Origin of the sequence: Aeromonas sp. QDB31 (assembly GCF_027707605.1) — a bacterium.
GTDB lineage: Bacteria > Pseudomonadota > Gammaproteobacteria > Enterobacterales > Aeromonadaceae > Aeromonas > Aeromonas media.
This window is the reverse complement of sequence record NZ_JAPCIX010000019.1, coordinates 16,249-37,862: the sequence shown is the minus strand read 5'-3', so window position 1 is coordinate 37,862 and position 21,614 is coordinate 16,249. Positions and strand designations below refer to the sequence as shown.

At 64.9% G+C, this 21,614-nt stretch carries 19 protein-coding genes; 17 read left to right on the top strand and 2 right to left on the bottom strand.

Annotated elements, in window-relative coordinates; all coding sequences use genetic code 11:
• Positions 1-62 precede the first annotated feature (62 nt).
• From hinT to secF, 9 genes are all read left to right on the top strand, one after another.
• On the top strand, positions 63-413 hold the full coding sequence (gene hinT, locus PG898_RS16625) for a purine nucleoside phosphoramidase (protein ID WP_171269616.1): 351 nt from the start codon (positions 63-65) through the stop codon (positions 411-413).
• Positions 413-1,834, top strand: a complete 1,422-nt coding sequence (locus tag PG898_RS16620) for a COG3014 family protein (RefSeq protein ID WP_270824614.1) — start codon at positions 413-415, stop codon at positions 1,832-1,834. Before hinT ends, PG898_RS16620 begins: the two co-directional genes overlap by 1 nt.
• Positions 1,835-1,900: 66 nt before the next feature.
• Positions 1,901-2,299: a YcfL family protein gene (locus tag PG898_RS16615; protein WP_041205436.1), complete on the top strand. Its 399-nt coding sequence runs from the start codon at positions 1,901-1,903 to the stop codon at positions 2,297-2,299.
• A complete protein-coding gene (lpoB, locus tag PG898_RS16610) occupies positions 2,299-2,895 on the top strand; it encodes a penicillin-binding protein activator LpoB (RefSeq protein ID WP_171269617.1) in 597 nt (198 codons plus the stop codon). The genes PG898_RS16615 and lpoB overlap by 1 nt, the downstream gene beginning before the upstream one ends.
• Positions 2,885-3,748 carry a phosphotransferase gene (locus PG898_RS16605; RefSeq protein ID WP_171269618.1) on the top strand — a complete coding sequence of 288 codons (864 nt, stop codon included), beginning with the start codon at positions 2,885-2,887 and terminating at the stop codon, positions 3,746-3,748. Before lpoB ends, PG898_RS16605 begins: the two co-directional genes overlap by 11 nt.
• Before the next feature lie 53 nt (positions 3,749-3,801).
• On the top strand, positions 3,802-4,662 hold the full coding sequence (locus PG898_RS16600; RefSeq protein ID WP_041205443.1) for a DUF6279 family lipoprotein: 861 nt from the start codon (positions 3,802-3,804) through the stop codon (positions 4,660-4,662).
• Between the two features lie 68 nt (positions 4,663-4,730).
• Positions 4,731-5,228: a hypothetical protein gene (locus PG898_RS16595; protein ID WP_270824613.1), complete on the top strand. Its 498-nt coding sequence runs from the start codon at positions 4,731-4,733 to the stop codon at positions 5,226-5,228.
• Positions 5,229-5,375: 147 nt separating this feature from the next.
• On the top strand, positions 5,376-7,178 hold the full coding sequence (gene secD / locus PG898_RS16590) for a protein translocase subunit SecD (RefSeq protein ID WP_042649286.1): 1,803 nt from the start codon (positions 5,376-5,378) through the stop codon (positions 7,176-7,178).
• Between the two features lie 106 nt (positions 7,179-7,284).
• Positions 7,285-8,199 carry a protein translocase subunit SecF gene (gene secF, locus PG898_RS16585; RefSeq protein WP_171268991.1) on the top strand — a complete coding sequence of 305 codons (915 nt, stop codon included), beginning with the start codon at positions 7,285-7,287 and terminating at the stop codon, positions 8,197-8,199.
• 65 nt (positions 8,200-8,264) lie between these two features.
• Here the strand turns inward: secF and PG898_RS16580 are convergent, their stop codons facing one another.
• Positions 8,265-8,867, bottom strand: a complete 603-nt coding sequence (locus PG898_RS16580) for a DUF924 family protein (RefSeq protein WP_226169552.1) — start codon at positions 8,865-8,867, stop codon at positions 8,265-8,267.
• Positions 8,868-9,059: 192 nt separating this feature from the next.
• Between PG898_RS16580 and PG898_RS16575 the strand changes: the two genes are divergently transcribed.
• The 7 genes from PG898_RS16575 (at position 9,060) to PG898_RS16545 (ending at position 17,748) form a co-directional block, all read left to right on the top strand.
• On the top strand, positions 9,060-9,977 hold the full coding sequence (locus tag PG898_RS16575; RefSeq protein WP_226169550.1) for a DUF808 domain-containing protein: 918 nt from the start codon (positions 9,060-9,062) through the stop codon (positions 9,975-9,977).
• A gap of 169 nt (positions 9,978-10,146) precedes the next feature.
• Positions 10,147-11,925, top strand: a complete 1,779-nt coding sequence (locus PG898_RS16570) for a M3 family oligoendopeptidase (RefSeq protein ID WP_263685304.1) — start codon at positions 10,147-10,149, stop codon at positions 11,923-11,925.
• Between the two features lie 194 nt (positions 11,926-12,119).
• Positions 12,120-13,928 carry a M3 family oligoendopeptidase gene (locus PG898_RS16565; protein ID WP_270824612.1) on the top strand — a complete coding sequence of 603 codons (1,809 nt, stop codon included), beginning with the start codon at positions 12,120-12,122 and terminating at the stop codon, positions 13,926-13,928.
• A gap of 210 nt (positions 13,929-14,138) precedes the next feature.
• A complete protein-coding gene (ycfP, locus tag PG898_RS16560; protein ID WP_005331594.1) occupies positions 14,139-14,678 on the top strand; it encodes an alpha/beta hydrolase YcfP in 540 nt (179 codons plus the stop codon).
• Positions 14,679-14,752: 74 nt separating this feature from the next.
• Positions 14,753-16,045, top strand: a complete 1,293-nt coding sequence (locus PG898_RS16555; protein ID WP_042649149.1) for an NAD(P)/FAD-dependent oxidoreductase — start codon at positions 14,753-14,755, stop codon at positions 16,043-16,045.
• Between the two features lie 214 nt (positions 16,046-16,259).
• Positions 16,260-16,577, top strand: coding sequence for a heavy metal-binding domain-containing protein (locus tag PG898_RS16550; RefSeq protein ID WP_042649148.1), 318 nt, complete (start codon positions 16,260-16,262; stop codon positions 16,575-16,577).
• A gap of 160 nt (positions 16,578-16,737) precedes the next feature.
• Positions 16,738-17,748 (top strand): S66 family peptidase, encoded by a 1,011-nt coding sequence (locus tag PG898_RS16545; protein ID WP_226169548.1) that lies wholly within the window; start codon positions 16,738-16,740, stop codon positions 17,746-17,748.
• Between the two features lie 220 nt (positions 17,749-17,968).
• Here PG898_RS16545 and PG898_RS16540 read toward each other — a convergent pair whose 3' ends face one another.
• Positions 17,969-20,230, bottom strand: a complete 2,262-nt coding sequence (locus PG898_RS16540) for an LTA synthase family protein (RefSeq protein WP_270824611.1) — start codon at positions 20,228-20,230, stop codon at positions 17,969-17,971.
• 250 nt (positions 20,231-20,480) lie between these two features.
• On the opposite strand from PG898_RS16540, the gene PG898_RS16535 reads away from it, so the two are divergent.
• Positions 20,481-21,575, top strand: a complete 1,095-nt coding sequence (locus PG898_RS16535) for a hypothetical protein (RefSeq protein ID WP_226169546.1) — start codon at positions 20,481-20,483, stop codon at positions 21,573-21,575.
• Positions 21,576-21,614: the final 39 nt, after the last annotated feature.

Here is a 21,614-nt window from a genome sequence, read left to right as displayed (position 1 = left end):
ACATTTTTGGGAGTCGCTTGAGTTTTGCATTGAATTTTCTTTTTCATATAAAGGAGTTACCCATGGCGCAAGAAACCATTTTCAGCAAAATCATCCGCAAGGAGATCCCCGCCGACATCCTTTATCAAGACGATCTGGTGACCGCGTTTCGGGACATCCAACCCAAGGCCAAGACCCACATCCTGATCGTGCCCAACGTGCTGATCCCCACCGTCAACGACGTGGAAGTGGATCACGAGCTGGCGCTCGGCCGGATGTTCACCGTGGCCCGCAAGCTGGCGGCCGAGGCCGGGATCGCCGAGGACGGCTACCGCCTCATCATGAACTGCAACCGCCACGGCGGGCAGGAGGTCTACCACATCCACCTGCACCTGGTGGGTGGCCAGCCGCTGGGACCCCTGCTCAGCCTGTGATGCGTCCCGCCTCATTGACCGGCCTGCTGTTGGCCGGTCTGCTGCTGGGGGGCTGCGCCTCCCGCTGGCAAGACCTCTTCGTCTCCTATTCCGATCAGATGGTCCCCTTGCGCAACCAGCTGCTGCTGGGTCATGCCGCCGAGGCGCTGCCGAAGGTGCATGAGTCGGCTCCGGGTGACGACACCTATGTGCTGGATCAGCTGGAGAGAGGGCGCATCGCCTGGCTGGCGGGTCAGGACGGGGCCAGCAAGCAGGGCTTTGCCGCTGCCGACAGCCGCCTCGTCTGGGAAGACAATCAGGCCCAGTACCGCCTGAGCCGGGGTCTGGCCCAGGCGGGCAGCCTGCTCACCAACGATCAGACCATGGCCTACCGGGCGCCGGACTACGAGCGCACCATGCTGCGCCACTATCTGGCGCTGAACTACCTGCAACGGGGGGATGCCGAAGGGGCCCTGGTGGAGGTGCGCCGCGCCAACCAGGTGCAGGAGCGGGCGCTCAAGGCGCGGGCCGGCGAAGTGCGCAAGGCCAAGGAAGAGAGCGAAGAGGCCGAGGCAGATGGGAATATGCGCCAGCTGATGTCGCGTGGGGCACCCGAACTCGATCGCCTGATAGGTCAGGTGAAGAACGGTTTCCAGAATGCCTATACCTTCTATTTCTCCGGCGTGCTCTACGAGGCGGCCGGGGATCTCAACGACGCCTGGGTCGACTATCAGCGCGGCTACCAGATAGCGCCGGACAACCAGAGCCTGCAGGATGCCTTGCTGCGCCTGGCGCGGCTTCGCGGCTCCGCGGACGAGCTCAGGGAGACAGAGAAAAAGGTGGGCCGCAAGGCGCCGCCGCTGGTCAAGGATCAGGGCCAGCTGGTGGTGCTGTTTGAAGATGGCCTGATCCCGGCGCGGCGGGAGATCTTCCTGCCGCTGCCGATCTCCACCTCCAGCGGCGATTTTCGTACCTTTACCGTGGCGGTACCCTATTACGACAACAGGGCCAGCGACACTGGCCCGCTGACGGTGTCGGCGGGCAAACAGGCCGGGCGGACCAGCTCGCTGGTGCGACTCGAGGCGCTGGCGGCCAAGGATCTGCAGGAGCGGCTGCCCGGCATGCTGACCCGGCAGGCGCTGCGGCTGGTGGCCAAGGAGCAGGTGCGACGCACCGCCGCCAAGGAGGGGGGGGATGTGGGCAACATCCTGGTGGGCATCTTCAACACCCTCTCGGAGCGGGCCGATACCCGCAGCTGGCTGACCCTGCCCGCCGAGGCATCGAGCTGGCAGGGAATGCTGCCGGCCGGAGAGGTGCAACTCCAGCTGGGGGCGGGCAGCGCCATGCGTACACTGCCGCTTACCGTGCACGGCGGGCGCACCACGCTAGTGTGGGTGCAGCGCCTTGGCAACCGCCTGACTACCCGGGTGATGCCCCTATGAGTGCCCGTTCGGGCGAGATCACACACTGACCGGTTCGGCCCCCTGGCCACCGGCAAGGAGCACAAGATGAAAGCACATGGCTTGGCCCTCGGGCTGGTACTGCTGCTGGCGGGCTGCGCCACCAATACCTCCGGCGTGGCGCTCTATGGCGCGGCCGGGGCGGCGGCGGTGCAGGAGCAGCATCAAGATGTCAACGTCACCCTGACCGAGCTGAGCCGCCGCGAGCAAAATGGCCTGCTGCAGGTCAACGTGGCCGCCGCCAGCACCCAGCGCGGCGATAACCGGCTGCAATACCTGTTCTATTGGTATGATGACGCCGGGCAGGAGGTGGCCAGTGATGGCCGCGGCTGGACCCCGCTCAAGCTGCACGGCTACCAGACCCGCACCCTGTCCGCCCTGGCGCCGAGCCCGGCAGCCCGGGGCTACCGGATTTACGTACGCGAAGTGATTGAGGAATCGAACTGATGAGAATGAACCATGCCCTGCTGATACTGACCGGCACCCTGCTGCTCGGCGGCTGTTCCAGCACCACCGTCAGCTATGGCGACGCGACCGAGACCGAGACGGTGACCGTGGATTACGGCTCGAGCGATTTGCAGGCCATCGCCGACAAGATGGCGGACTCCATGCTGGCCTCACCGGCGACCTCCGAGATCACTGCCGGCGGTCGTCCCGTGATGTTCATGGACTCCATCCGCAACAAGACCTCGGAGCACATCGACACCGAGGCCATCACAGACACCTTGCGCACCAAGCTGCTGCGCTCCGGCAAGTTCCGCTTCGTTGACATGAGCAAGGTGAGCGCGGTCAAGCAGCAACTCGAGCACCAGCAGGGCAGCGGCATGGTGGATCCCGCCACCATGGTGCGCCTTGGCAAGCAGACCGGCGCCCGCTACATGGTCTATGGCAACCTCGCCAGCATCGTCAAGGACAACGGCAAGGTGAAGGACGTCTACTACCAGATGACCATGAACCTGATGGATCTGGAGAACGGCGAACTGCTGTGGGCCGATCAGAAAGAGATCCGCAAGCAGGCGAAGACCTCCACCTTTGGCTGGTGAGGCGACCCGGCAGCAAGGGGATCTGGCGGAGCTGACCCTGCTGGCCAGCCTGCCGGCCCCCTGGAACCAGGGGCGCCTTGAGCCGCTGGCGAGCGGCCTGACCAACGGCAACTACCGGCTGCACCTGCCCTCGGGGCAACGCGCCTTCCTGCGGCGCGGCCACCCGGATCCGGTGCGTCTCGGTATCGACAGGGCCACCGAGTGGCAGCTCTATCAGGGGGCCGTGGGGGAGGGGCTGGCCTTGCCCTGTTATCACAGTGAACCCGCCAGCGGCCTGATGCTGCTGGCGTGGTGCGACGAGCCGAACTGGGCCGCCGCGCCGCCGCCCCTGGCGGCGCAACCCCCCTTGCTGGCCGCAGTGCTGAGGCGCTTACACCGGCTGCCGCTGCCCGCCGTGGTGATGGCGGTGCGAGCCCACAGCGCCGGCTATCGCGACCGCCTGGCCCGGGTGCCCGCCTGGTTGCCGGCGCTGGAGCGGGCCCTGCTCGCGAGCCGCGAGCCGGACGACTGCTGGCTCCCTTGCCATCATGATCTCAATCCGGCTAACTTGTTGGGCCATAGACCCTGGGTCATCGACTGGGAGTATGGCGCCGCCGGTCACCCGGGCTTCGAGCTGGCCAGCATCCAGCGCACCCATGGTTGGAGTGATGAGCTGCGGTGCCAGTTGGAGAGCTGCTATCTTGAAGGCAGGGGAGGCGCTCATAAGCTGCTCAATACCAAAGGATTCCAGGCCGAAGCCTTCCTGCCCTGGGTCGATTACATCGGCCTGCTGTGGGCATTGCTGATGGCGGAGCAGCAACCCGGGCCCGATTATCAGGCCCTCATCGACATGAACCGCCAGCGCCTGGAGTGAGTCCGGGCAGAGGCCATGGCGCGACGCTTATTTTCTACGAATTGGAGGCATGCATGGTGACCAGATTCTCATGGCGTCAACCCCGCAGCTGGAGCCTGCTGCTGCTCTGCCTGCTGCTGACCGGCTGCGCGACCCGGGTGATCTACTACTGGCTCGATTCGGCCATCGTCTGGCAACTGGACGACTACTTCTCGCTGGACCGCAGTCAGAAGACCCTGCTGGACAGGGAGGTCAAGGGGCTGATGGCCTGGCATCGCCAACACGAGCTGCCCATCTATGCCCGGGATCTCGATGCCCTGGCCAAGGCGGTGGCCAGCCCCATGACCCCGGCCCAGGTCACCCTGCATCTGGACCGCACCCAGGCCAGCCTGACCCGCACCCTGGAGAACGCCATTCCCCGCACCGTGCGCCTCGCCAGCACCCTGACCGATGCCCAGGTGGCGCGCTTCATGACCGATAGAGTGAAACGCCAGCAGGAGCGCCAGCATGACTTCGCCACCGAGTCCAAGACGCAGATGCTCAAGGAGTTTCGGGAGAAGATGAACGAGCGGCTGGTGTTCTGGATTGGCAAGGTGAAGCCGGCCCAGGAGCCGCTCATTGCCCAATGGGCCGAGTGGCAATACGAGATGATGCCCCCCTGGCTGGAGTTCCAAGAGGCTTGGACCAAGGAGCTGGCGCGGCTGATGAAGCAGCGCCAGGATCCGGACTTCGGCAAGGAGCTGACCCGCCTGCTGCAACAGGGGGATGGACTCATGGATGGCCGCTTCACCGGCTACACCGACCAGTCCCGCCAGCGCACCATCCAGTGGCTCAGCGACCTCAGCCAGTCGATGGATCTCTCCCAGCGCGCCCACCTCTACACCCTGCTCAAGGACTATGCCGAGGACTTCGAGGCCATGATCCGCAGCCGCTGATTGACAGGATCCGCGCCGCAAGGGCGGCAGGCGTCATGGCCTGCCGCCCTTGTCCTTGTAGGGGGGCTATGGTAGTTTGCACTTTCTATTATTCGGGAATTAACTTTTTGAGCCTGCTGGACAAAGTGAAACTGGCGGCGATGACCCTGCTCATCGCGCTCACTCTGCTGCTCTCTACCGTCTCGGTGGAGGGGCTCAAGGCACCCGCTTCCCAGCACGCCGCCCAGCTGATGGGGGAGGCCGCGGACTCCACCGACGGCGCCCGGATCCAGCACGGCGCCAGCGACAGCGACGACGGTGTCGTCAAGTTCGTTGGCTCCCACCAGAATCACCTGCTGCGCCTCGAGCACTCCCTGAGCCGGGATCATCAGCCTGGCCGCGTGGTCTACGAGCTCGTCATGAGCTGGGCCCAGCAGGGGATCCTGCTGCTGCTGTGCGGCCTGCTGCTCTACGCCGCCCTCTGCTACCCGAGGACGAGCTTTCGCGATCACTTCGCCAGCATTCACCGGCACCGCCTGCAGCGTCGTCACCTGCAATACCGCTTCTCCCAGAGCTTCCTCGCCTGACCCCGATGGGGTCAGTCTGCCTGCTGTTGCCTCATCTTCTCTCTGTTGCTGTTCATTTTTAGTGAACGGCTAGGCTGTCTTGTTTCATTTTTTTGCACGGTGCGACCCGGCGTCGTCCCTTGCGCTCGCCTGACAGAGGCCGATTTCATGAGAAAAAAGAGTCATACCATACTGAACCGCATGAGCCTGTGGCAGTACGCCCTGCTGCTGCTGATGCTGGTCACCTTCGCGTTTTATTCCCTGCCCACCTTCTTCGGTGAGCAGCCCTCCCTCGGCCTCCATGGCCAGTCTCGCCTGAGCGGGGCGCAGCAGCGCCTGCTGCAGGAGCACCAGATAGCGCCCCAGCTGCAGATCGAGCAGAAGGAGCGGGCCCTGCTGGTGTTCGCCACCCAGGCCGAACAGCAGCGGGCCAAGCAGTTGCTGGAGCAGCAGGGGGTGGACAGCGCCGCCCTCACCCTGGAGTTTCACTCCAATGCTCCGACCTGGATAAGCCAGCTCGGCGCCGATCCCATCAAGCTCGGGCTGGACTTGCGCGGCGGCTCCCAGCTGCTGATCGGGGTCGACGTGGATTTTGTCATCGACAACCAGACCAAGAACCTGGTGGATACCCTGCGCACCCGCTTCCGCGAGGCCAACCTGCGCGGCGCCAGCGTGATGCGCACCGCCCAGGGATCCGTGGCCGTCACCCTGCCGGACGTCGCCGGGCAGGAGGGCTGGCTCAATGTCATCAAGGAGAGCGCCGGCACCCGTCAGGATCAGTGGACCCTCTCCCGCTCCGGCAATGAGCTCAAGCTGGTACTGAGCGACGCAGAGCGCACCCTGCTGGTGAACAACGCCGTGACCCAGAACCTGTCGATCCTCAAGAAACGGATCAACGAGCTCGGCATCGTCGAGGCCTCGGTCCAGCGTCAGGGTCAGGACGGCATCCGCATCGAGCTGCCCGGGGTGCACAACCCCAAGCAGGCGAAAGAAGTGATAGGCGCCACCGCGTCCCTGGCCTTCTACGAGGCCAAGGCCGACAGCCGCTTCTTCATGGCGGATCGCAACGGCCAGGCGGTCGGTCTGGCCCGCAACCCGGTGCTGAGCGGCGAGCACATCGTCGATGCCCGCGCCAACATGGGGGAGATGGGCCAGCCCCAGGTCAACATAGTGCTCGACACCCTGGGTGGCAGCAAGATGAACCAGTTCAGCCGCCAGCACGTGGGCAAGCCCATGGCCACCGTCTTCACCGAGTACAAGACCAACGCCGAGGGCCGGCTTCGGGCCAAAAGTGAGGTGATCAACGTCGCCACCATACAGACCGCCCTTGGCAACCAGTTCCGCATCACCGGGATTGGCAGCCTGCCAGAGGCCCAGGAGCTCGCCATGCTGCTGCGGGCCGGCGCCCTCACCGCGCCGCTCAAGATCCTGGAGGAGCGTTCGATCGGCCCGACCCTGGGCCTGCAGAACATAGAGGCGGGCTTCACTGCCCTGGCGTTCGGCATGGCGGGCATGATGCTGTTCATGATGGCCTGGTATCGCAAGTTCGGCTGGGTCGCCATCACGGCGCTCATCGGCAACCTGCTGATGCAGGTGGGGATGCTGGCGGTGCTGCCGGGGGCCGTGCTGACCCTGCCCGGGATTGCCGGCCTGGTGCTGACGGTGGGCATGGCGGTGGATACCCATGTGCTGATCTTCGAGCGGATCAAGGACAGGCTGCGGGAGGGGGGAAGCCTGGCCAACGCCATCGATTTTGGCTATCGCTCGGCGTTTCGCACCATCTTCGATGCCAACATCACGACGCTCATCTGCGCCGTGGTGCTCTACGCCATCGGCTCCGGGCCGCTGCAGGGCTTCTCCATCACCCTGATCCTGGGGCTCATCTCCAGCATGGTGACCGGCATCTGGGGCACCCGCGCCATCATCAACCCCTTGTGGGGCAACAGCCGCGCCAAGCTGCTGAGGGTATGACCATGACCGATCCCCATTGCCTGCGTCATCGCACCGCGCGTCCGAGCCAGCTCCGCGCCACTCGCTTCCCTGTGGGAAGCCTGCACCAACTGTCGAGGGAAGAAGAATGCTGAGAATGATCATTGCCATGGGCCTGACTCGCTGGCGTTACATCGGGATGTGGGCCTCGGCGCTGCTGACGGTGGCGAGCATCGCCGTGCTCGCCATCAACGGGCTCTCCCTCGGGCTCGACTTCACCGGCGGCATACTGCTGGAGTTTCGCATCCAGACCCTGAAGGAGGCCCACGAGCTCAACGCCCTGCTGAGCGCTCCTCTGGCCGGGGCGGTGGAGCTGCACGGCGCCGGTGTGCCCGGTGAATGGCTCATCAAGCTGCCTCCCCACGAGTTGCCCTGGGCGGCGGAGGATCTCGCGACCATGCTGGGGCAGCAACTTGCCCTGCCGGTGGAGCTGCTGCGCACCACCATAGTCGGCCCCCAGGTGGGCGCCGAGCTGTTCCAGCAGGGGATGCTGGCGGTGCTGGTGGCCTCCTTGGCCATTTCCGCCTACCTGGCGGTGCGCTTCGAGTGGCGCCAGGCCATCGGCATCCTGGTGTCTGTGCTGCACGACGGTCTGGTGGCCCTGGGGCTGCTGGCGCTGTTCAACATCGAGTTCGACCTCAACGTCATCGCCGGACTGATGGCGGTGATCGGCTACTCGCTGAACGACAGCATCGTCATCTCGGACCGGCTGCGGGACCTGCTCGGTTCGCGCACCCAGATGGGGATCCACGAGTGTTCCGATGTGGCCATCAAGGCCACCTTCAGTCGCACCATGATCACCTCGGGCACCACATTGTTCACCGTAGGGGCCCTGCTGCTGTTCGGTGGCGACGCCCTGTTCGGCTTCTCCTTCACCCTGTTCGCCGGCATCCTGGTGGGCACCATCTCCTCCATCACGGTTGCTTCCACTGTGCAGGAGCTGCTGGGGCTCTCGCCCCAGGCCTACCAGAAAAAAGAGGAGGAGCTTGTGGAGGCGGCCTGATGCCCTTGACACATCCTGCATGCAGAACGGGCCCTCGGGCCCGTTTTTGTATCTCTGTGGCTCGGCTAGAAGCCGGAGCCAGGTTGGCGCAAAAACTCGGTTTCTTCCGGGGTGCTGGTGCGCCCCAGGATGGCGTTGCGATGGGGAAAGCGGCCAAAGCGCTGGATGATGGCCTGATGGCGGCGGGCGAAGTCGGCGAACCCCTCGAAGGTTTCCCGGGCAGGGCCGCCCGCCTGCTCGGCCGCCAGCGCCTCGAACAGGGCCACGCTTCTGGCCTGCTGCTCCCGGGACTCCGCATGCTCCAGGGGCAGGTAGAAGAAGACCCGTGCCAGCGGGGAGAGGGCCTTGTCCGCGCCGAGGGACAACCCCTTGAGGCAGAGATCCCGGGCCTTGGCGTCCTGGGCAAAGGCCGCCGGCGTGGCGCGATGGATGTTGCGCGGCAACTGGTCCAGCAGCAGGATCAGCGCCAGCCTGCCGACCGGGACCTCGGCCCAGTGGGCGAGTTCGCCCTCGGCGGCGTCCTCTGCCAGCTCGCCAAAGCGGTGCGTCAGCAGCGCGTCCGTCTCGCCGCTCTTGCCCCACCAGAGGGGGGCTTGCCGGGTGGCGCGGGGGGCGTCATCGGCGTCATCGCCAAACCAGAAGTCGAACAGAGGTTGCCAGGGTTGCATGGGAACTCCTTGGGCCGTTGGCCTTCAGGTGGAACAAGGCCGATTGACCCTGTCATGGGGGGCTGCCGAAAGGGCGGCTTCTCGCTACACTGTGCCATCTTTTGCACGAAATGCGGAACCCCAGATGAGCAAGGTCGTCGCCAGGCCACCTGCCCGAGGGGGTCTCACCACTGATATAAGGAATGTTTGATTATGGCCGGAACCAGTCTGTTGGCCCTGCTCGACGATATCGCCAGCGTGCTCGATGACGTGGCCCTGATGACCAAGATGGCGGCCAAGAAGACCGCCGGGGTGCTGGGGGACGATCTCGCCCTCAACGCGGAGCAGGTCTCCGGGGTGCGGGCCGAGCGGGAGCTGCCGGTGGTGTGGAAGGTGGCCAAGGGCTCGTTTCGCAACAAGCTGATCCTGGTGCCCGCCGCCATCGCCATCAGCGCCCTGATCCCCTGGCTCATCACCCCCTTGCTGATGCTGGGGGGCGCCTACCTCTGCTTCGAGGGGGCCGAGAAGCTGGCCCACAAGTTCCTGCCCCACCACAGCGGCGACACGGCCTCGGCGGTGGAGGCGCTTCCGGACGATCTGGAGGCCTTCGAGCAGCAGAAGATAAAGGGGGCCATTCGTACCGACTTCATCCTCTCCGCCGAGATCATCGTCATCGCCCTCGGCACGGTGCAGGGCTCGAGCCTGGGCCTGCAGATCGCCGTGGTGGCGGGCATCGCCCTGCTGATGACGGTGGGGGTCTACGGCCTGGTGGGGCTCATCGTCAAGCTCGACGACATCGGCCTGCACCTGCTGCAAAAACCCGATGCCGGCGCCTTGCGCCGGGCGGTGGGCCGGGGGCTCTTGGTGACGGCGCCCCGGCTGATGCACCTGCTGGCGCTGGTTGGCACCATCGCCATGTTCATGGTCGGCGGCGGCATCCTGGTCCACGGCTGGCCCTTTGCCCATCACCTGATCGAGGGGGTGGCCGGCAGCCTGGCCCCCCTGGCCGGGGGGGCCGTGCTGGCCGCGGTGACGCCGACCCTGCTGAGCGCCCTGGTGGGGGTAGTGGCGGGTCTGCTGCTGGTGCTGGCCATGACCCTGGTGGGCAAGCTGACCCCCGCGAAACAGTAGCGCCGCCGCTCAGGAATCGTCCCCTGCCGACAGGGGCCGTCGCAGGTCTGATCTGCGGTCTGTTGCCCAGAATGGGGGCTAGGCAAGTGCCAGCCCCCTTCGTACTATTTGGCGGCCACTGCCCACAGAGGCGGGGCGCCCACATGGACGCAAACAGACAAGGACAGTTATGACCAACACCCTTTGGCAGGATGATCACATCTATGCCGCCCCCGATTGCCCTGCCATCGACGCCGACTTCCAGCGCGCCGCCGAGGGCCTGATCGAGATCGCCAGTCTGCTGGCCAGCCTGCCAGCGACCCGGGAGATCAACCCCTTGCGCCACCTGCTGAGGGCCATTCGCCGCCAGGCCAACGCCGTGAGGAAACAGGCCTGGAACAGCCAGGCCTTCGCCTACAACCGGCTCAGCCGCAACGGCCGCGACGAGGCCGCCCGGGTGCTGCTCTCCCGTGGCCAGCAGTTGCAGGCGACCCTGGCTCAGCTCATCAAGCCGGTGACCCTGTTCTGGCTGAACGCGCCCGAGGAGCAGGTGCGGGCCCTGCTGCAGGATCCCGAGCTGTTCGAGCTGGCCTACCTCATTCGCCACGATCGCCGGTTGCAGGATCAGACCCTCTCCCTCGAGAGCGAGCAGCTGATCGAGGGGCTGGCGGTGGACGGCCTGCAGGCCTGGGGGGATCTCTACGACAGCCTGGTGGGCAGGCTCAGCCCCAGGGTGGAGGGCGAGGCCATGGGGCTGGCCCAGGCGGACAATCTGCTCTCACACCCGGACAGGGCACGGCGTGCCCACGCCTGGCATGGCATTCAGGCCGCCTGGGCCGCAGAGCAGGAGACGGTGGCCGCCATCCTCAACGCCATCAACGGCTGGCGCAACGAGATCGCCGCCCAGCGTGGCAAGGCGCGCCGGCTCGATGCCCTGGACGTCTCCTGCCACCAGAGTCATATCGAGCGCAGAACGCTGGAGACCCTGATGGGGCAGGCCGAGGCCCACAAGGAGCTCGGCAGGCGGGCCCTGCGGGCCATGGCCAGCGCCCAGGGAATCGACGATTTCGCCCCCTGGGATCTCTATGCCCCGCCGCCCGCCGCGGCGCAGATAAGGCTTGGCTTCGGACAGGCACTGACGCTGGTGGCCGAGGCCTTCGCCGCCTTCGATCCCGAGATGGGGGCCTTCGCCCGCATGATGGCGGATCGGGGCTGGATCGATGCCGCACCGAGCGACAACAGGCGCAGCGGCGCCTATTGCACCGAGTATGCCGACCCCGCCGAGCCCCGGGTGTTCCTCACCTTCGAGGGCACCATGGACAACGTCATCACGCTCGCCCACGAGCTCGGGCACGCCTGGCACAGCTGGCTGCTGCGAGACCTTCCGCTGGAGCAGCGGGACTACCCCATGACGCTGGCCGAGACCGCCTCCCTGTTTGCCGAAGCCCTGGTGCGCGACGCGCTGCTCGCGCGCTCGCAGACCCGCGAGCAGCGCCTGGACATCGCCTGGATGGACGGGGAGCGGGTCGTGAGCCTGCTGCTCGACATCCCCTCCCGCTTCCACTTCGAACGGGCGCTGGTGGCAGGTCGGACCGAGGGGTATCTGGGGGCGGGCCAGCTGAGGGCCATGATGAAATCCGCAAAGCAGCAGTGGTATGGTGACACCCTCAGCCAATATGACGAGCTGTTCTGGGCCAGCAAGAGCCACTTCTCCATTGCCGAGTTCGGGTTCTACAACTACCCCTATCTGTTTGGCTACCTGTTCAGCCTGGGGCTCTATGCCCAGAAGGCGCGGGTTGGCGCCGACTTCGTGCCAGCCTATCGGGCGCTGCTCGCCGACACCGGCCGCATGAGCGCCGAGAGCCTGGTGGAGAAGCACCTGGGGGTCGACATTCGGGAACCTGCGTTCTGGGAGGAGAGTCTGCGCTATGTCGAGGAGGTAGTCAGCCGCCTCGAGCGACTGGTGTAGTCGCGAACCTTCCTGGGTTCCGGGAGGAGAGTCTGCGTTATGTCGAGGAGGCGGTCAGCCGCCTCGAGTGGCTGGTGTAGCCGCCCGCATTTGATCCGGCTGGTGTCGCAGCCAGCCTTGGTATTTCTGTTCGTGGCCCTGGGGCCACCCCTGTTTCACGACGGGCCGGACCCGTCTCTGACAATGAGCGTTCGATGCAACAACGAGTCTACCCACAGCAGTGGCAAAATCAGCACATCTACCCCTCCCTCGACAGCTGCGTGCTGGAGGCGGACATGAGCCTGGCTCGCGCCAGCCTGGCGGAATTGAGCGGTTTTATCGAGGGATTGGCCGGGGTGCAGGGTAACCAGCCGGCCCGGCAGGACTTCCTGCGGGAGGTACGCCTGCGGGCCCGGCGCATCCGCGAAATAGGCTGGAACATCGCCGTGCTGGCCGCCTGCACGGGGAGCCAGGACGCCCGGGATCCCCTGGCCAAGCAGTTGGCCTCCCGCGCCCGGGCCCTCAATGCGGACTTGTTCAAGACGCTGGCTCCCATCGAAGATCTGATGCTGGGGCTGCCCGAGGCCGAGTTCGAGCAGCTGATGCAGGACCCCCTGCTCGGGGAGGAGGAGTACCGGCTGCGCCACGAGCGCCGCCTGCAGGATCAGCGGTTGCCGGTGGAGGCGGAGCAGCTGGTCATCGGCCTTGGCACCGACGGGCTGCACGCCTGGGGCAACCTCTACAACGATCTGGTGGGCAAGATCCGCCTCGTTATCGACGGCCGTGAGATGGGGCTGGCCGAGGCGAGCAACCTGCTCTCCAGCCCGGATGGGGCACTGCGCAAAGAGGCCTTCGACGCCATCAGCGCCGGCTGGGAAGGGGAGCAGGAGACGGTCGCCGCCATCCTCAATGCCCTCAACGGCTGGCGCCTGGAGCTCTCGCGCCAGCGTGGCAAGGTGCGGACCCTGGATGCGCTGGATCTCTCCTGCCATCAGAGCCACATCGAGCGGGCGACCCTGGATACCCTGATGCAGGAGACCTGGCAGGCGCGCCATCTGGGTCAGCGGGCCTTGGGGCTGATGGCCCGGCGGCTCGGCATCGAGGAGCTGGGGCCTGAGGATCTGTTCGCGCCGCCCCCGGCGAGCAGCCACCGCAGCATCCCGTTCGAGGAGGCGATCGAGATCATCGCCCTGGCCTTCACCGGTTTCGATCCCGAGATGGGGGAATTTGCCCGCATGATGGCCGAGCGCGGCTGGATCGATGCGGCTCCCACCCCGAACCGGCGCACCGGGGCCTACTGCACCAAGTTTGCCGATCCGGTGGAGCCGCGGGTCTTCATCACCTATGCGGGCACCATGGACAACGTCATCACCCTGGCCCACGAGTTGGGGCACGCCTGGCACAACTGGCTCATCCGGGACTTGCCCATGAGCCAGCGCAGCTACCCCATGACGCTGGCCGAGACCGCCTCCATCTTCGCCGAGACGCTAGTGCGCAGCGCCCTGTTCGAGCAGGCCCAAAGTGCCGAGGAGCGCCAGGCCATCGCCTGGGCGAAAGCCGACGGCGCCGCCACCTTCCTGGTCAACATTCCGGCCCGTTTTGACTTCGAGCAGGCCCTGGTGGCCGAGCGCGAGCAGGGCTATGTCTCCTCGGCGCGGCTCAAGGCGCTCACCGACGAGGCGTGGGGGCGCTGGTATGAAGAGAGCCTTGGCCGCTATCACCCCATGTTCTGGGCCGCCAAGGCGCACTTCTCCATCGCGGGCTTCGGTTTTTACAACTACCCCTATCTGTTTGGTTACCTGTTCAGCCTCGGCGTCTATCAGCAACTGATAAGCCGTCAGGCCGCGGGTGAGCAGGATGTGGCACAGGCCTATCGCGCCCTGTTGCGGGACACCGGCCGCATGAGCGCCGAGGAGCTGGTGGTGAAACACCTGGGGCAGGATATTCGCGAGGCGGCTTTCTGGCAGGGCAGCCTGGCCCTGGTGGCGGCGGCGGTGGATCGCTTCGAGCAGACCCTGAGCTGAGGCCGGGCGCAGGCAGGGGCAGCGCGCCTGCCCTCGTCAGGGGCCTGGCGCCCCTTTTCCCCTGCCTGGCGCGCCCAAACGGGGTGGGGAAACGATTTTCCGGCGGCAGGGGGCGTGATCCAAAGCAAGAAAGTGCGATGTTTTGGTGGCGCCTCGGCGGTTCGCTGGGGTAGTTTCGATAGAACCGACACAGTTTTTGAGGTCTTATCCATGATCATCTATCTGCATGGCTTCGATGCCACCAGCCCCGGCAATCATGAGAAAGTGCTGCAGTTGCAGTTTATCGATGATGATGTGCGCTTCGTTCACTACAGCACGGTTCACCCGCGCCACGACATGAGTCACCTGCTCAAGGAGGTGAAGAAGCAGCTCGACATGAGCACCGACCCCAAGCCGCTCATCTGCGGGGTAGGGCTCGGCGGCTACTGGAGCGAGCGGATCGGTTTTCTGTGCGGTATCAAACAGGTGGTCTTCAACCCCAACCTGCACCCGGAAGAGAACATGCAGGGCAAGATCGACAGGCCGGAAGAGTACGAGGACATAGGCACCAAGTGTGTAACCGAATTTCGTAATAAAAATTCAGGAAACTGCCTGTGCATCCTTTCCGTTCAGGATGAAATCCGCGATAATCGGGACACTGAACGTGAATTGAAGAACTATTACGACATCGTATGGGATGAGCGCGAGACCCATAAGTTCAAGAACATCTCGCACCATCTGCAACGGATGAAGGCCTTCAAAGAAGCCTGAGCCATCACGTCAACCGATTTCGTTTTAGGGAGCCAATGGCTCCCTTTCGTTTTGAGGAACCAAGGAAAATCATCATGATGAATATTGTCGTTGTAGGCGGTGGCGCCGGCGGTCTCGAGCTCGCGACCAGCCTGGGCCGCAAGCTGGGCAAGAAGAACAAGGCCAGGATCACCCTGGTGGATCGCAACCGCACCCACCTGTGGAAGCCCCTGCTGCACGAAGTGGCCACCGGCTCCATGGATGCGGGCATCGACGCCCTGAGCTACCAGTCCCACGCCAAGAACCACGGCTTCGAATTCCAGCTCGGCAGCCTGACCGACATCAAGCGCGACGAGAAACGCATCGTGCTGGCGCCGATCCACGACGACAGCGGCGCCCTGGTGGTCAACGAGCGGGAACTGGCTTACGACGTGCTGGTGATGGCCATCGGCTCGGTCTCCAACGACTTCAACACCAAGGGCATCAAGGATCACTGCATCTTCCTGGACAGCCCCTCCCAGGCGCACCGCTTCTACAACAGCATGATGAACCGCTTCCTGCAGTTCGCCACCGAATACCAGCCCGGTGACAAGGTGAAGATCGCCATCGTTGGTGGCGGCGCCACCGGCGTCGAACTCTCCGCCGAGCTCTACAACGCGGTGGAGCAGCTCTACGCCTACGGCTTCAAGAACCTCACCACCGACAGCCTCAAGGTGACACTGGTGGAAGCGGGTCCCCGCATCCTGCCGGCCCTGCCGGAGCGCATCAGCGGCTCCGCCCACCAGGAGCTGGTCAAGCTGGGTGTGGACGTGCGCACCGCCACCATGATCACCGAAGCCACTGCCGAGGGTCTGCACACCAAGGATGGGGAGCTGATTGAAGCAGACCTCATGGTGTGGGCCGCGGGCATCAAGGCACCGGACTTCATGAAGGAGATAGCGGGTCTCGAGACCAACCGCATCAACCAGCTGGTGGTGAAAGAGACCCTGCAGACCACCCGTGACGAGAACATCTTCGTCATCGGCGACTGCGCCGCCTGCCCGCAGCCGGATGGCAAGTTTGTGCCGCCCCGCGCCCAGTCCGCCCACCAGATGGCGACCCAGGCATTCAAGAACATCCTGGCCAAGATGAACGGCGGCGAGATGAAGCCCTACCTCTACCATGACCACGGCTCGCTCGTTTCCTTGAGTCGCTTCTCCACCGTGGGCAGCCTGATGGGCAACCTGATGCGCGGCTCCATGATGGTGGAAGGCTACATCGCCCGCATCGTCTACATCTCCCTCTACCGGATGCACCAGGTGGCCCTGCACGGCTACATCAAGACCGGCCTCATCATGCTGGTGGGCCGCATCAACCGGGTGCTGCGCCCGAGCATGAAGCTGCACTGAGCCCTGAGTGGCAAGGTGCGATGGCAAACAAAAGGAGAGGCTCGCCTCTCCTTTTTGATGACCGTCTTTGAGGGCTGCGATCCGGCAGGTGTCGCCGGGTCGCAGCCAGCGCCTGTCCGCCCATCCCCTGTGGCCGGTTATTCGCGGTAGGGGGATGTTGCCTGCCGCAGGTTTGGGGTAGTCTGGAGCCCATTTTCACCTCAAGGAGCGCAAGATGATCCTCTCAACCACCCCCACCCTGGAAGGCAAGACCATTCGTGAATACCGCGGCATCGTCGTGGGGGAAGCCATCCTCGGCGCCAACATCTTCAAAGACCTGTTCGCCGGCATTCGCGATATCATCGGCGGCCGCTCCGGCGCCTATGAAAAAGAGCTGGCCCGGGCCCGGGAGATCGCCTTCGAGGAGCTCAGGGAGCGTGCCGCCGCCCAGGGTGCCAACGCCGTGGTCGGCATCGACATCGACTACGAGGTGGTGGGGCAGAACGGCAGCATGCTGATGGTCAGCATCAGCGGCACCGCCGTGGTGGTGTGAGGCCGCTTTCATCCCCTTGCAAGCCAGCACCCCGAGCCGATCGCGAGATCGGCTTTTTTGTGGGCGTGTTCCACTGGTCTGGCGAGCGAGAAATGGATTAGGATGAGACCTCTTCTCCGGGTTATCCCGGCAAACCATCCTTGGCAACAGAGATTTGTCCATGACTTTACTCAAACCGCCGGGGCTCAGGCCCGGCGACACCATCGGCTTTTTCTCCCCCTCCAGCGCGGCCACCGCCTGGGCACCAAACCGCTTCGCTCGCGCCAAGGCTTATCTGGCGGCGCAGAGCTTCGAACTCAAGGCGGGCAGCCTGACCGGGGAGCGGGATCACTGGCGCTCCGGCTCCATCGCGGCGCGGGCCGAAGAGCTCAATGCCCTCATCCGGGATCCAGAGGTGCGCGCAATCATGTCGGTGATTGGCGGCAGCAACTCCAACGCCCTGCTGCCCTATCTCGATTATGAGGCGCTGAAGCGGGATCCCAAGATCATCATCGGCTACTCCGACGTGACGGCCCTGCTGCTCGGCATTCATGCCCGTACCGGCCTGGTCACCTTTTACGGGCCGGCGCTGGTGGCCTCTTTCGGCGAGCTCTCGCCACTGGTGGACGAAACTCTGGCCGGGTTCAACCAGATTTGCCAGGCAGGTGGCGCCGCCGTGCCCCACACGGTGCCGACTCCGACGCAATGGACCGACGAGCGGCTGGACTGGGAACAGCAGACCCGGGCCAAGCAGTGCCTGCCAAACCGGTTGATCTCGGTGGGATCTGGCCGGGTGCGAGGCCGACTGATCGGCGGCAACCTCAATACCCTGGCAGGGATCTGGGGCTCACCCTATATGCCGCCCATAGCGCGGGGGGACATTCTGCTGCTGGAAGACAGCCTCCATTTGGCAGAGACGGTGGAGCGCTCTTTTGCCCACCTCAAGCTGTGCGGGGTGTTTGATCGCATCGGTGCCCTGGTGCTCGGCAAACACGAGCTGTTCGACAGCCAGGGCAGCGGCCGGCGGCCGCTCGATATCCTGCTGGAAGTGGTGGGGGAGCCGACCTTCCCCATTCTGGCGGAGTTCGACTGTGCTCACACTCACCCCATGCTGACGGTGCCGCTCGGCATCGAGGTCGAACTGGATCTCGACAGGCAGACCCTTACCCTGTGCGAGCCCTGGCTCCGCTAGCCGCAAGAGAAATGCAAAGAGGCCGCAGTTGCGGCCTCTTTGCTGTCTGCGCGCAGGCTTAGGGCAGGGCATCGGCCCGGAAGCCGGAAGGTGTTGCAAGGATCTGCGGCCCCCGTCTCTTAAATGTTTATTGCTCTCAGGGTAATGCGTCGGCCCGGAAGGTCGGCCCGGAAGGTGTTGCAAGGATCTGCGGCTCCCGTCTCTTAAATGTTTATTGATCTCAAGGTAATGCGTCGGCTCGGAAGCTGGCGCGGATCTGCGGCACCAGAGGCGAGGGGTCGAAGCCCTTCTCCTCCCCGAGCACCGGGTGGAGCAGGGGCTTGTCCTCTATGGGGGCGAGATCCCCCGCCAGCAGCGCTCGGGTGGCCTGGCCCATCTGGTAGAGCTGGCGCACCGGGGCGAACTGGGTCGCCAGGTTGAGGGGGTCATCGGCGCGGGTGAAAGCCATCATGGGGATCTGGTAGGCCGCATCCCGGGGCGGCTTGGCGCCGTGGATACCCTTGCCTGCGGACATCAGGAAGGGCTGGTGATCACCAAAGGCCACCACCAGATAGCGCTTGCCGGACTGGTCCAGGGTCTTGAGCAACCGCTCCAGCGACGCCATGGCGTCCACCACCCCGGTGTAGTAGGTGTTGAGCAGCTGGCGCTCTGCCGGGCTCTGATCCGGGCAGGCCTTGTCGATCTGCTGGGCCCGGTAGCGATCCCCGTCGAAGGGGCCGTGCCCCTGCATGGTGACCGCGTAGGCGAACAGCGGCTTGTCATCCTGCTCGCTGCGTTTGATCAGGTGATCGATGAGGGCATCGTCCGAGATGTAGAGCCCCTTGTGTTCCAGGGTGGTGAAGCGGGTGTCGAACCAGCGCTCCTCATAGCCGAGCGCCGGAATCGCCTTGGCGCGGCCCCAGAACTTCTCCACATAGGGGTGGGCGAACAGGGTCTGGTAGCCGCTTTGCTTCGCGCTCTGGGCAAGCCCGGGCACCTGGGCCGAGAGGTAGTAGTAGGGCACCACCCCCTGCTTGAGCAGACCCGCCGGCAGGCCGGTATTCATCTCGAACTCCGCCAGCACCGTCATGCCGCCCGTGGTGGGGGAGTGGATGGTCTTGTGCCACTGCGCCACCCCGGCGGGCAGGGAGAGCGTGGGGGCGGGGGCGCAGATCTTGCCCTGCCAGTCGAGCCAGAGCGACTCGTATTGCAGCACGATCACCAGATCGAAGCGGGGCGGCTGGCCCCGGGCTGGCTGGCTCAGTTCGGGGGTGCGCTCGTTGATCTGCAGGGGATAGCGAAAGACGTTGCCGCTTTGCAGCATCTCGTCCACCAGGTTGAACAGATAGAGGCCGGGGCCGGCGCGGATGATGTCCCTGTGGTAGTTCACCGCCCTGTCCACGTAGCGGATGTTGGCCCCGAGCAGCTTGTTGCCGGTCTGGGTGGCGAACACGCAGAGCGCGAAGAAGGCGACGGTGGCGGCGGCTGTGCGCAGGATCCAGCGCGACAGGGCAAAGCGCCAGCACAGGAACAACAGCCCCAGCACGGCCAGCACCGGCAGCACGGGGTGCTGATCGAGCAGGATGTGCAGCAGGGCCAGCAGGTTGCCGAGATCGTCCCCCCCGAGCGGCACCCCGTAGATGGCGATCTTCATGAAGTTGGCGAGCAGGCCTATGCCGGAGAGCGCCGTGAACACCAGCCCCATATAGAGGTTGAACCCCGCCAGGGCACAGAGGCTCCAGCCCAGCACCATGCTGCCCCAGGCGAGGTAATAGTGCTCGGGCCGAAAGCCCGACCAGAACAGAAACTCTCCCAGCTTGAACACCACGAAGCCGTGCAGCAACACGAAGGTGAGGTTGCCGAGCAGCAGGCTGCCGACGATCCGCGAGCGGTAGCTTCGGCGCAGCCGCGGCAGCATCACCCTGAGCACGGCGGCGCTCATCAGCAGCACCAGCAGCAGGCTGATCATCAGGTAGCTCAGGTTGAAGCCGCGCTCCGGCAGGGTCTGCAGTATCTGGCTGTATTCGGCGCTCTCGGGCCTGTCCGCCAGCAGCAGGCCGATCCGCAGTTGATAGCGGCTGTCCAGGGCGTCATCCGGTGCCCGCAGGGCGCTGTTGAGATCCAGGGTGCAGCGCTCCTGGCGACACTTCTGGCGCTTCTCCACCGCCTGGCTCAACTGATCGATGCGAATGCCCTTGTCGTTGAGCAGCTCTACCCGCACCTTGTCCCCCTCCTGCAGCGGTTTGAGCAGTTGCCACTGGCTGCGCACCACCAGATAGAGGCCGCGACTGTCGCTCTTGTAGAGCAGACTGTGGCGGCTGAGGGTGGCGATGGGCTGATCGGCGGGCCCCAGGATCAACGGTTGTGCCCGCCCGAGCCAGCCGGCGGGATTGAGCAGCGGCAGGGCGAGGGTCAGCAACAGCAGGGCTATCAGCAGACCGAACAGCCACCCGGCCAGAGACTGGGAAAGGGAGGGGCTGTGACCACAGACGGGGGCATTCATAGGGGCTCATCCTTGGAGCGGGCAGGGCAGCGATGGCTGCATCTATTTTGACCCGATGGTGAGGGGCTTGTTCCTTGATGTCAATTTAATGACAACGGGATGAATCTTGGGTGACGACCCGGGCGTGCGAATTGTGATCCCGATCCGGGAGGGGCATTCATTCTGTGATGAAAGCGTCATCATGGGGCTTTGCCGCTGGTCTGGGAGGGGGGCGCTGTTTAGTCTCTCAGTAACGGTTGGAGGTACATGTATGAATCCCAAGGTTGCGGCACGTCAGGCAAGATTGCTCCAGATGCTGGAGAACAACGACGAGATCCGGATCGGACGTGAGCGAGACTGTCCCCTGCCTCTTGCCCAGTTGTTAAGGCTCACCGAGGATCACCCGGACGTCGTCAGGGTCTATGGTCACGGGCTCACCGCCGAGGTGTTCCACCTCAAGGTGGAGGGCCATCACTGGTGCCTGAAGCGGTGCCGACCAGACTCCCTGGTGGCCAACGTCGACGGCAAGACCGCCTTTCTCACCGAGCTGGAGCGGCGTCGGGAGATAGAGAGCCTGCGGGAGCTGCACCCCACCATCCTCTCCAACGTGGTCTGCACCAGCTTCGGTTCGGCCCGCACCGGGGTGCTGGTTTCCCCCTGGCTGCGGGGAGAGCCGGTGCGCAGGCTCAATGAGCGCAACCTGGCGCAGATGCTGGCGGTGGAGGCCGAGCTGGCGCGCTGGGGCTGGTTTGACTGGGATCCGAGCCCGGGCAACCTGCTTGACGACGGCCAACAGATCTCGGTGTTCGACTTTGGCTACATGTGGCCTTTCGATCCCCTTCACGAGTTCAACTCCAACGGCCTCACCGATCCGGAATTTCATGTGCCGGAGCGGCTGGAGACCCGCACCCTGTCAGGGCTCTGGTTGGATGATGCCGATCCCTTGCCGCTGTTTCGCCACTGGCGGGGGCTCTGCCTCGCCTGGGCGAAGGGGGAGTTGCAGTACCTTAGCCGGGAGGGGGCCAGTGCCCCCGTGCTGGCCCGCATGCAGGGGCTGGTGGGAGAGTGGAGTGCGGCGCTGGCAAGCGACGAGGCGCTCGCCGCCAACTGGTGGCGCGACATGTATCGCAGCCACCGGCTCGACATTGCGGACGATCTCAGCGGCAAGAGCTGCGGCCCCATGACCCTGCGTCGCCTCGACTGGCTGGAGCAGGCGGTGCGGGATCACTTCCCGGCGCTGGCCGAGAATCTGGGGCCGGATGAGGCGGGGCTCAGCCAGGCTGCGCTGTTGCAACGGCTGGGGGGGCTGCGCGAGCAGATCCGGGCCAACCTGCTGCCAACCCCGGCAAGCCAGTCCATGGGCTGACATGACGGCTGACTCAATGACAAGAGGGGCGCATCGGCG

Coding starts and splice junctions, on each gene's coding strand:
- hinT (WP_171269616.1), top strand. CDS start 63: ATGGCGCAAGAAACCATTTTCAGCAAAATCATCCGCAAGGAGATCCCC.
- lpoB (WP_171269617.1), top strand. CDS start 2,299: ATGAGAATGAACCATGCCCTGCTGATACTGACCGGCACCCTGCTGCTC.
- PG898_RS16580 (WP_226169552.1), bottom strand. CDS start 8,867: ATGCAACCCTGGCAACCTCTGTTCGACTTCTGGTTTGGCGATGACGCC.
- PG898_RS16575 (WP_226169550.1), top strand. CDS start 9,060: ATGGCCGGAACCAGTCTGTTGGCCCTGCTCGACGATATCGCCAGCGTG.
- PG898_RS16600 (WP_041205443.1), top strand. CDS start 3,802: ATGGTGACCAGATTCTCATGGCGTCAACCCCGCAGCTGGAGCCTGCTG.
- PG898_RS16570 (WP_263685304.1), top strand. CDS start 10,147: ATGACCAACACCCTTTGGCAGGATGATCACATCTATGCCGCCCCCGAT.
- PG898_RS16595 (WP_270824613.1), top strand. CDS start 4,731: ATGGTAGTTTGCACTTTCTATTATTCGGGAATTAACTTTTTGAGCCTG.
- secF (WP_171268991.1), top strand. CDS start 7,285: ATGCTGAGAATGATCATTGCCATGGGCCTGACTCGCTGGCGTTACATC.
- PG898_RS16550 (WP_042649148.1), top strand. CDS start 16,260: ATGATCCTCTCAACCACCCCCACCCTGGAAGGCAAGACCATTCGTGAA.
- PG898_RS16565 (WP_270824612.1), top strand. CDS start 12,120: ATGCAACAACGAGTCTACCCACAGCAGTGGCAAAATCAGCACATCTAC.
- PG898_RS16620 (WP_270824614.1), top strand. CDS start 413: ATGCGTCCCGCCTCATTGACCGGCCTGCTGTTGGCCGGTCTGCTGCTG.
- PG898_RS16615 (WP_041205436.1), top strand. CDS start 1,901: ATGAAAGCACATGGCTTGGCCCTCGGGCTGGTACTGCTGCTGGCGGGC.
- PG898_RS16555 (WP_042649149.1), top strand. CDS start 14,753: ATGATGAATATTGTCGTTGTAGGCGGTGGCGCCGGCGGTCTCGAGCTC.
- PG898_RS16540 (WP_270824611.1), bottom strand. CDS start 20,230: ATGAATGCCCCCGTCTGTGGTCACAGCCCCTCCCTTTCCCAGTCTCTG.
- ycfP (WP_005331594.1), top strand. CDS start 14,139: ATGATCATCTATCTGCATGGCTTCGATGCCACCAGCCCCGGCAATCAT.
- PG898_RS16545 (WP_226169548.1), top strand. CDS start 16,738: ATGACTTTACTCAAACCGCCGGGGCTCAGGCCCGGCGACACCATCGGC.
- PG898_RS16535 (WP_226169546.1), top strand. CDS start 20,481: ATGAATCCCAAGGTTGCGGCACGTCAGGCAAGATTGCTCCAGATGCTG.
- secD (WP_042649286.1), top strand. CDS start 5,376: ATGAGAAAAAAGAGTCATACCATACTGAACCGCATGAGCCTGTGGCAG.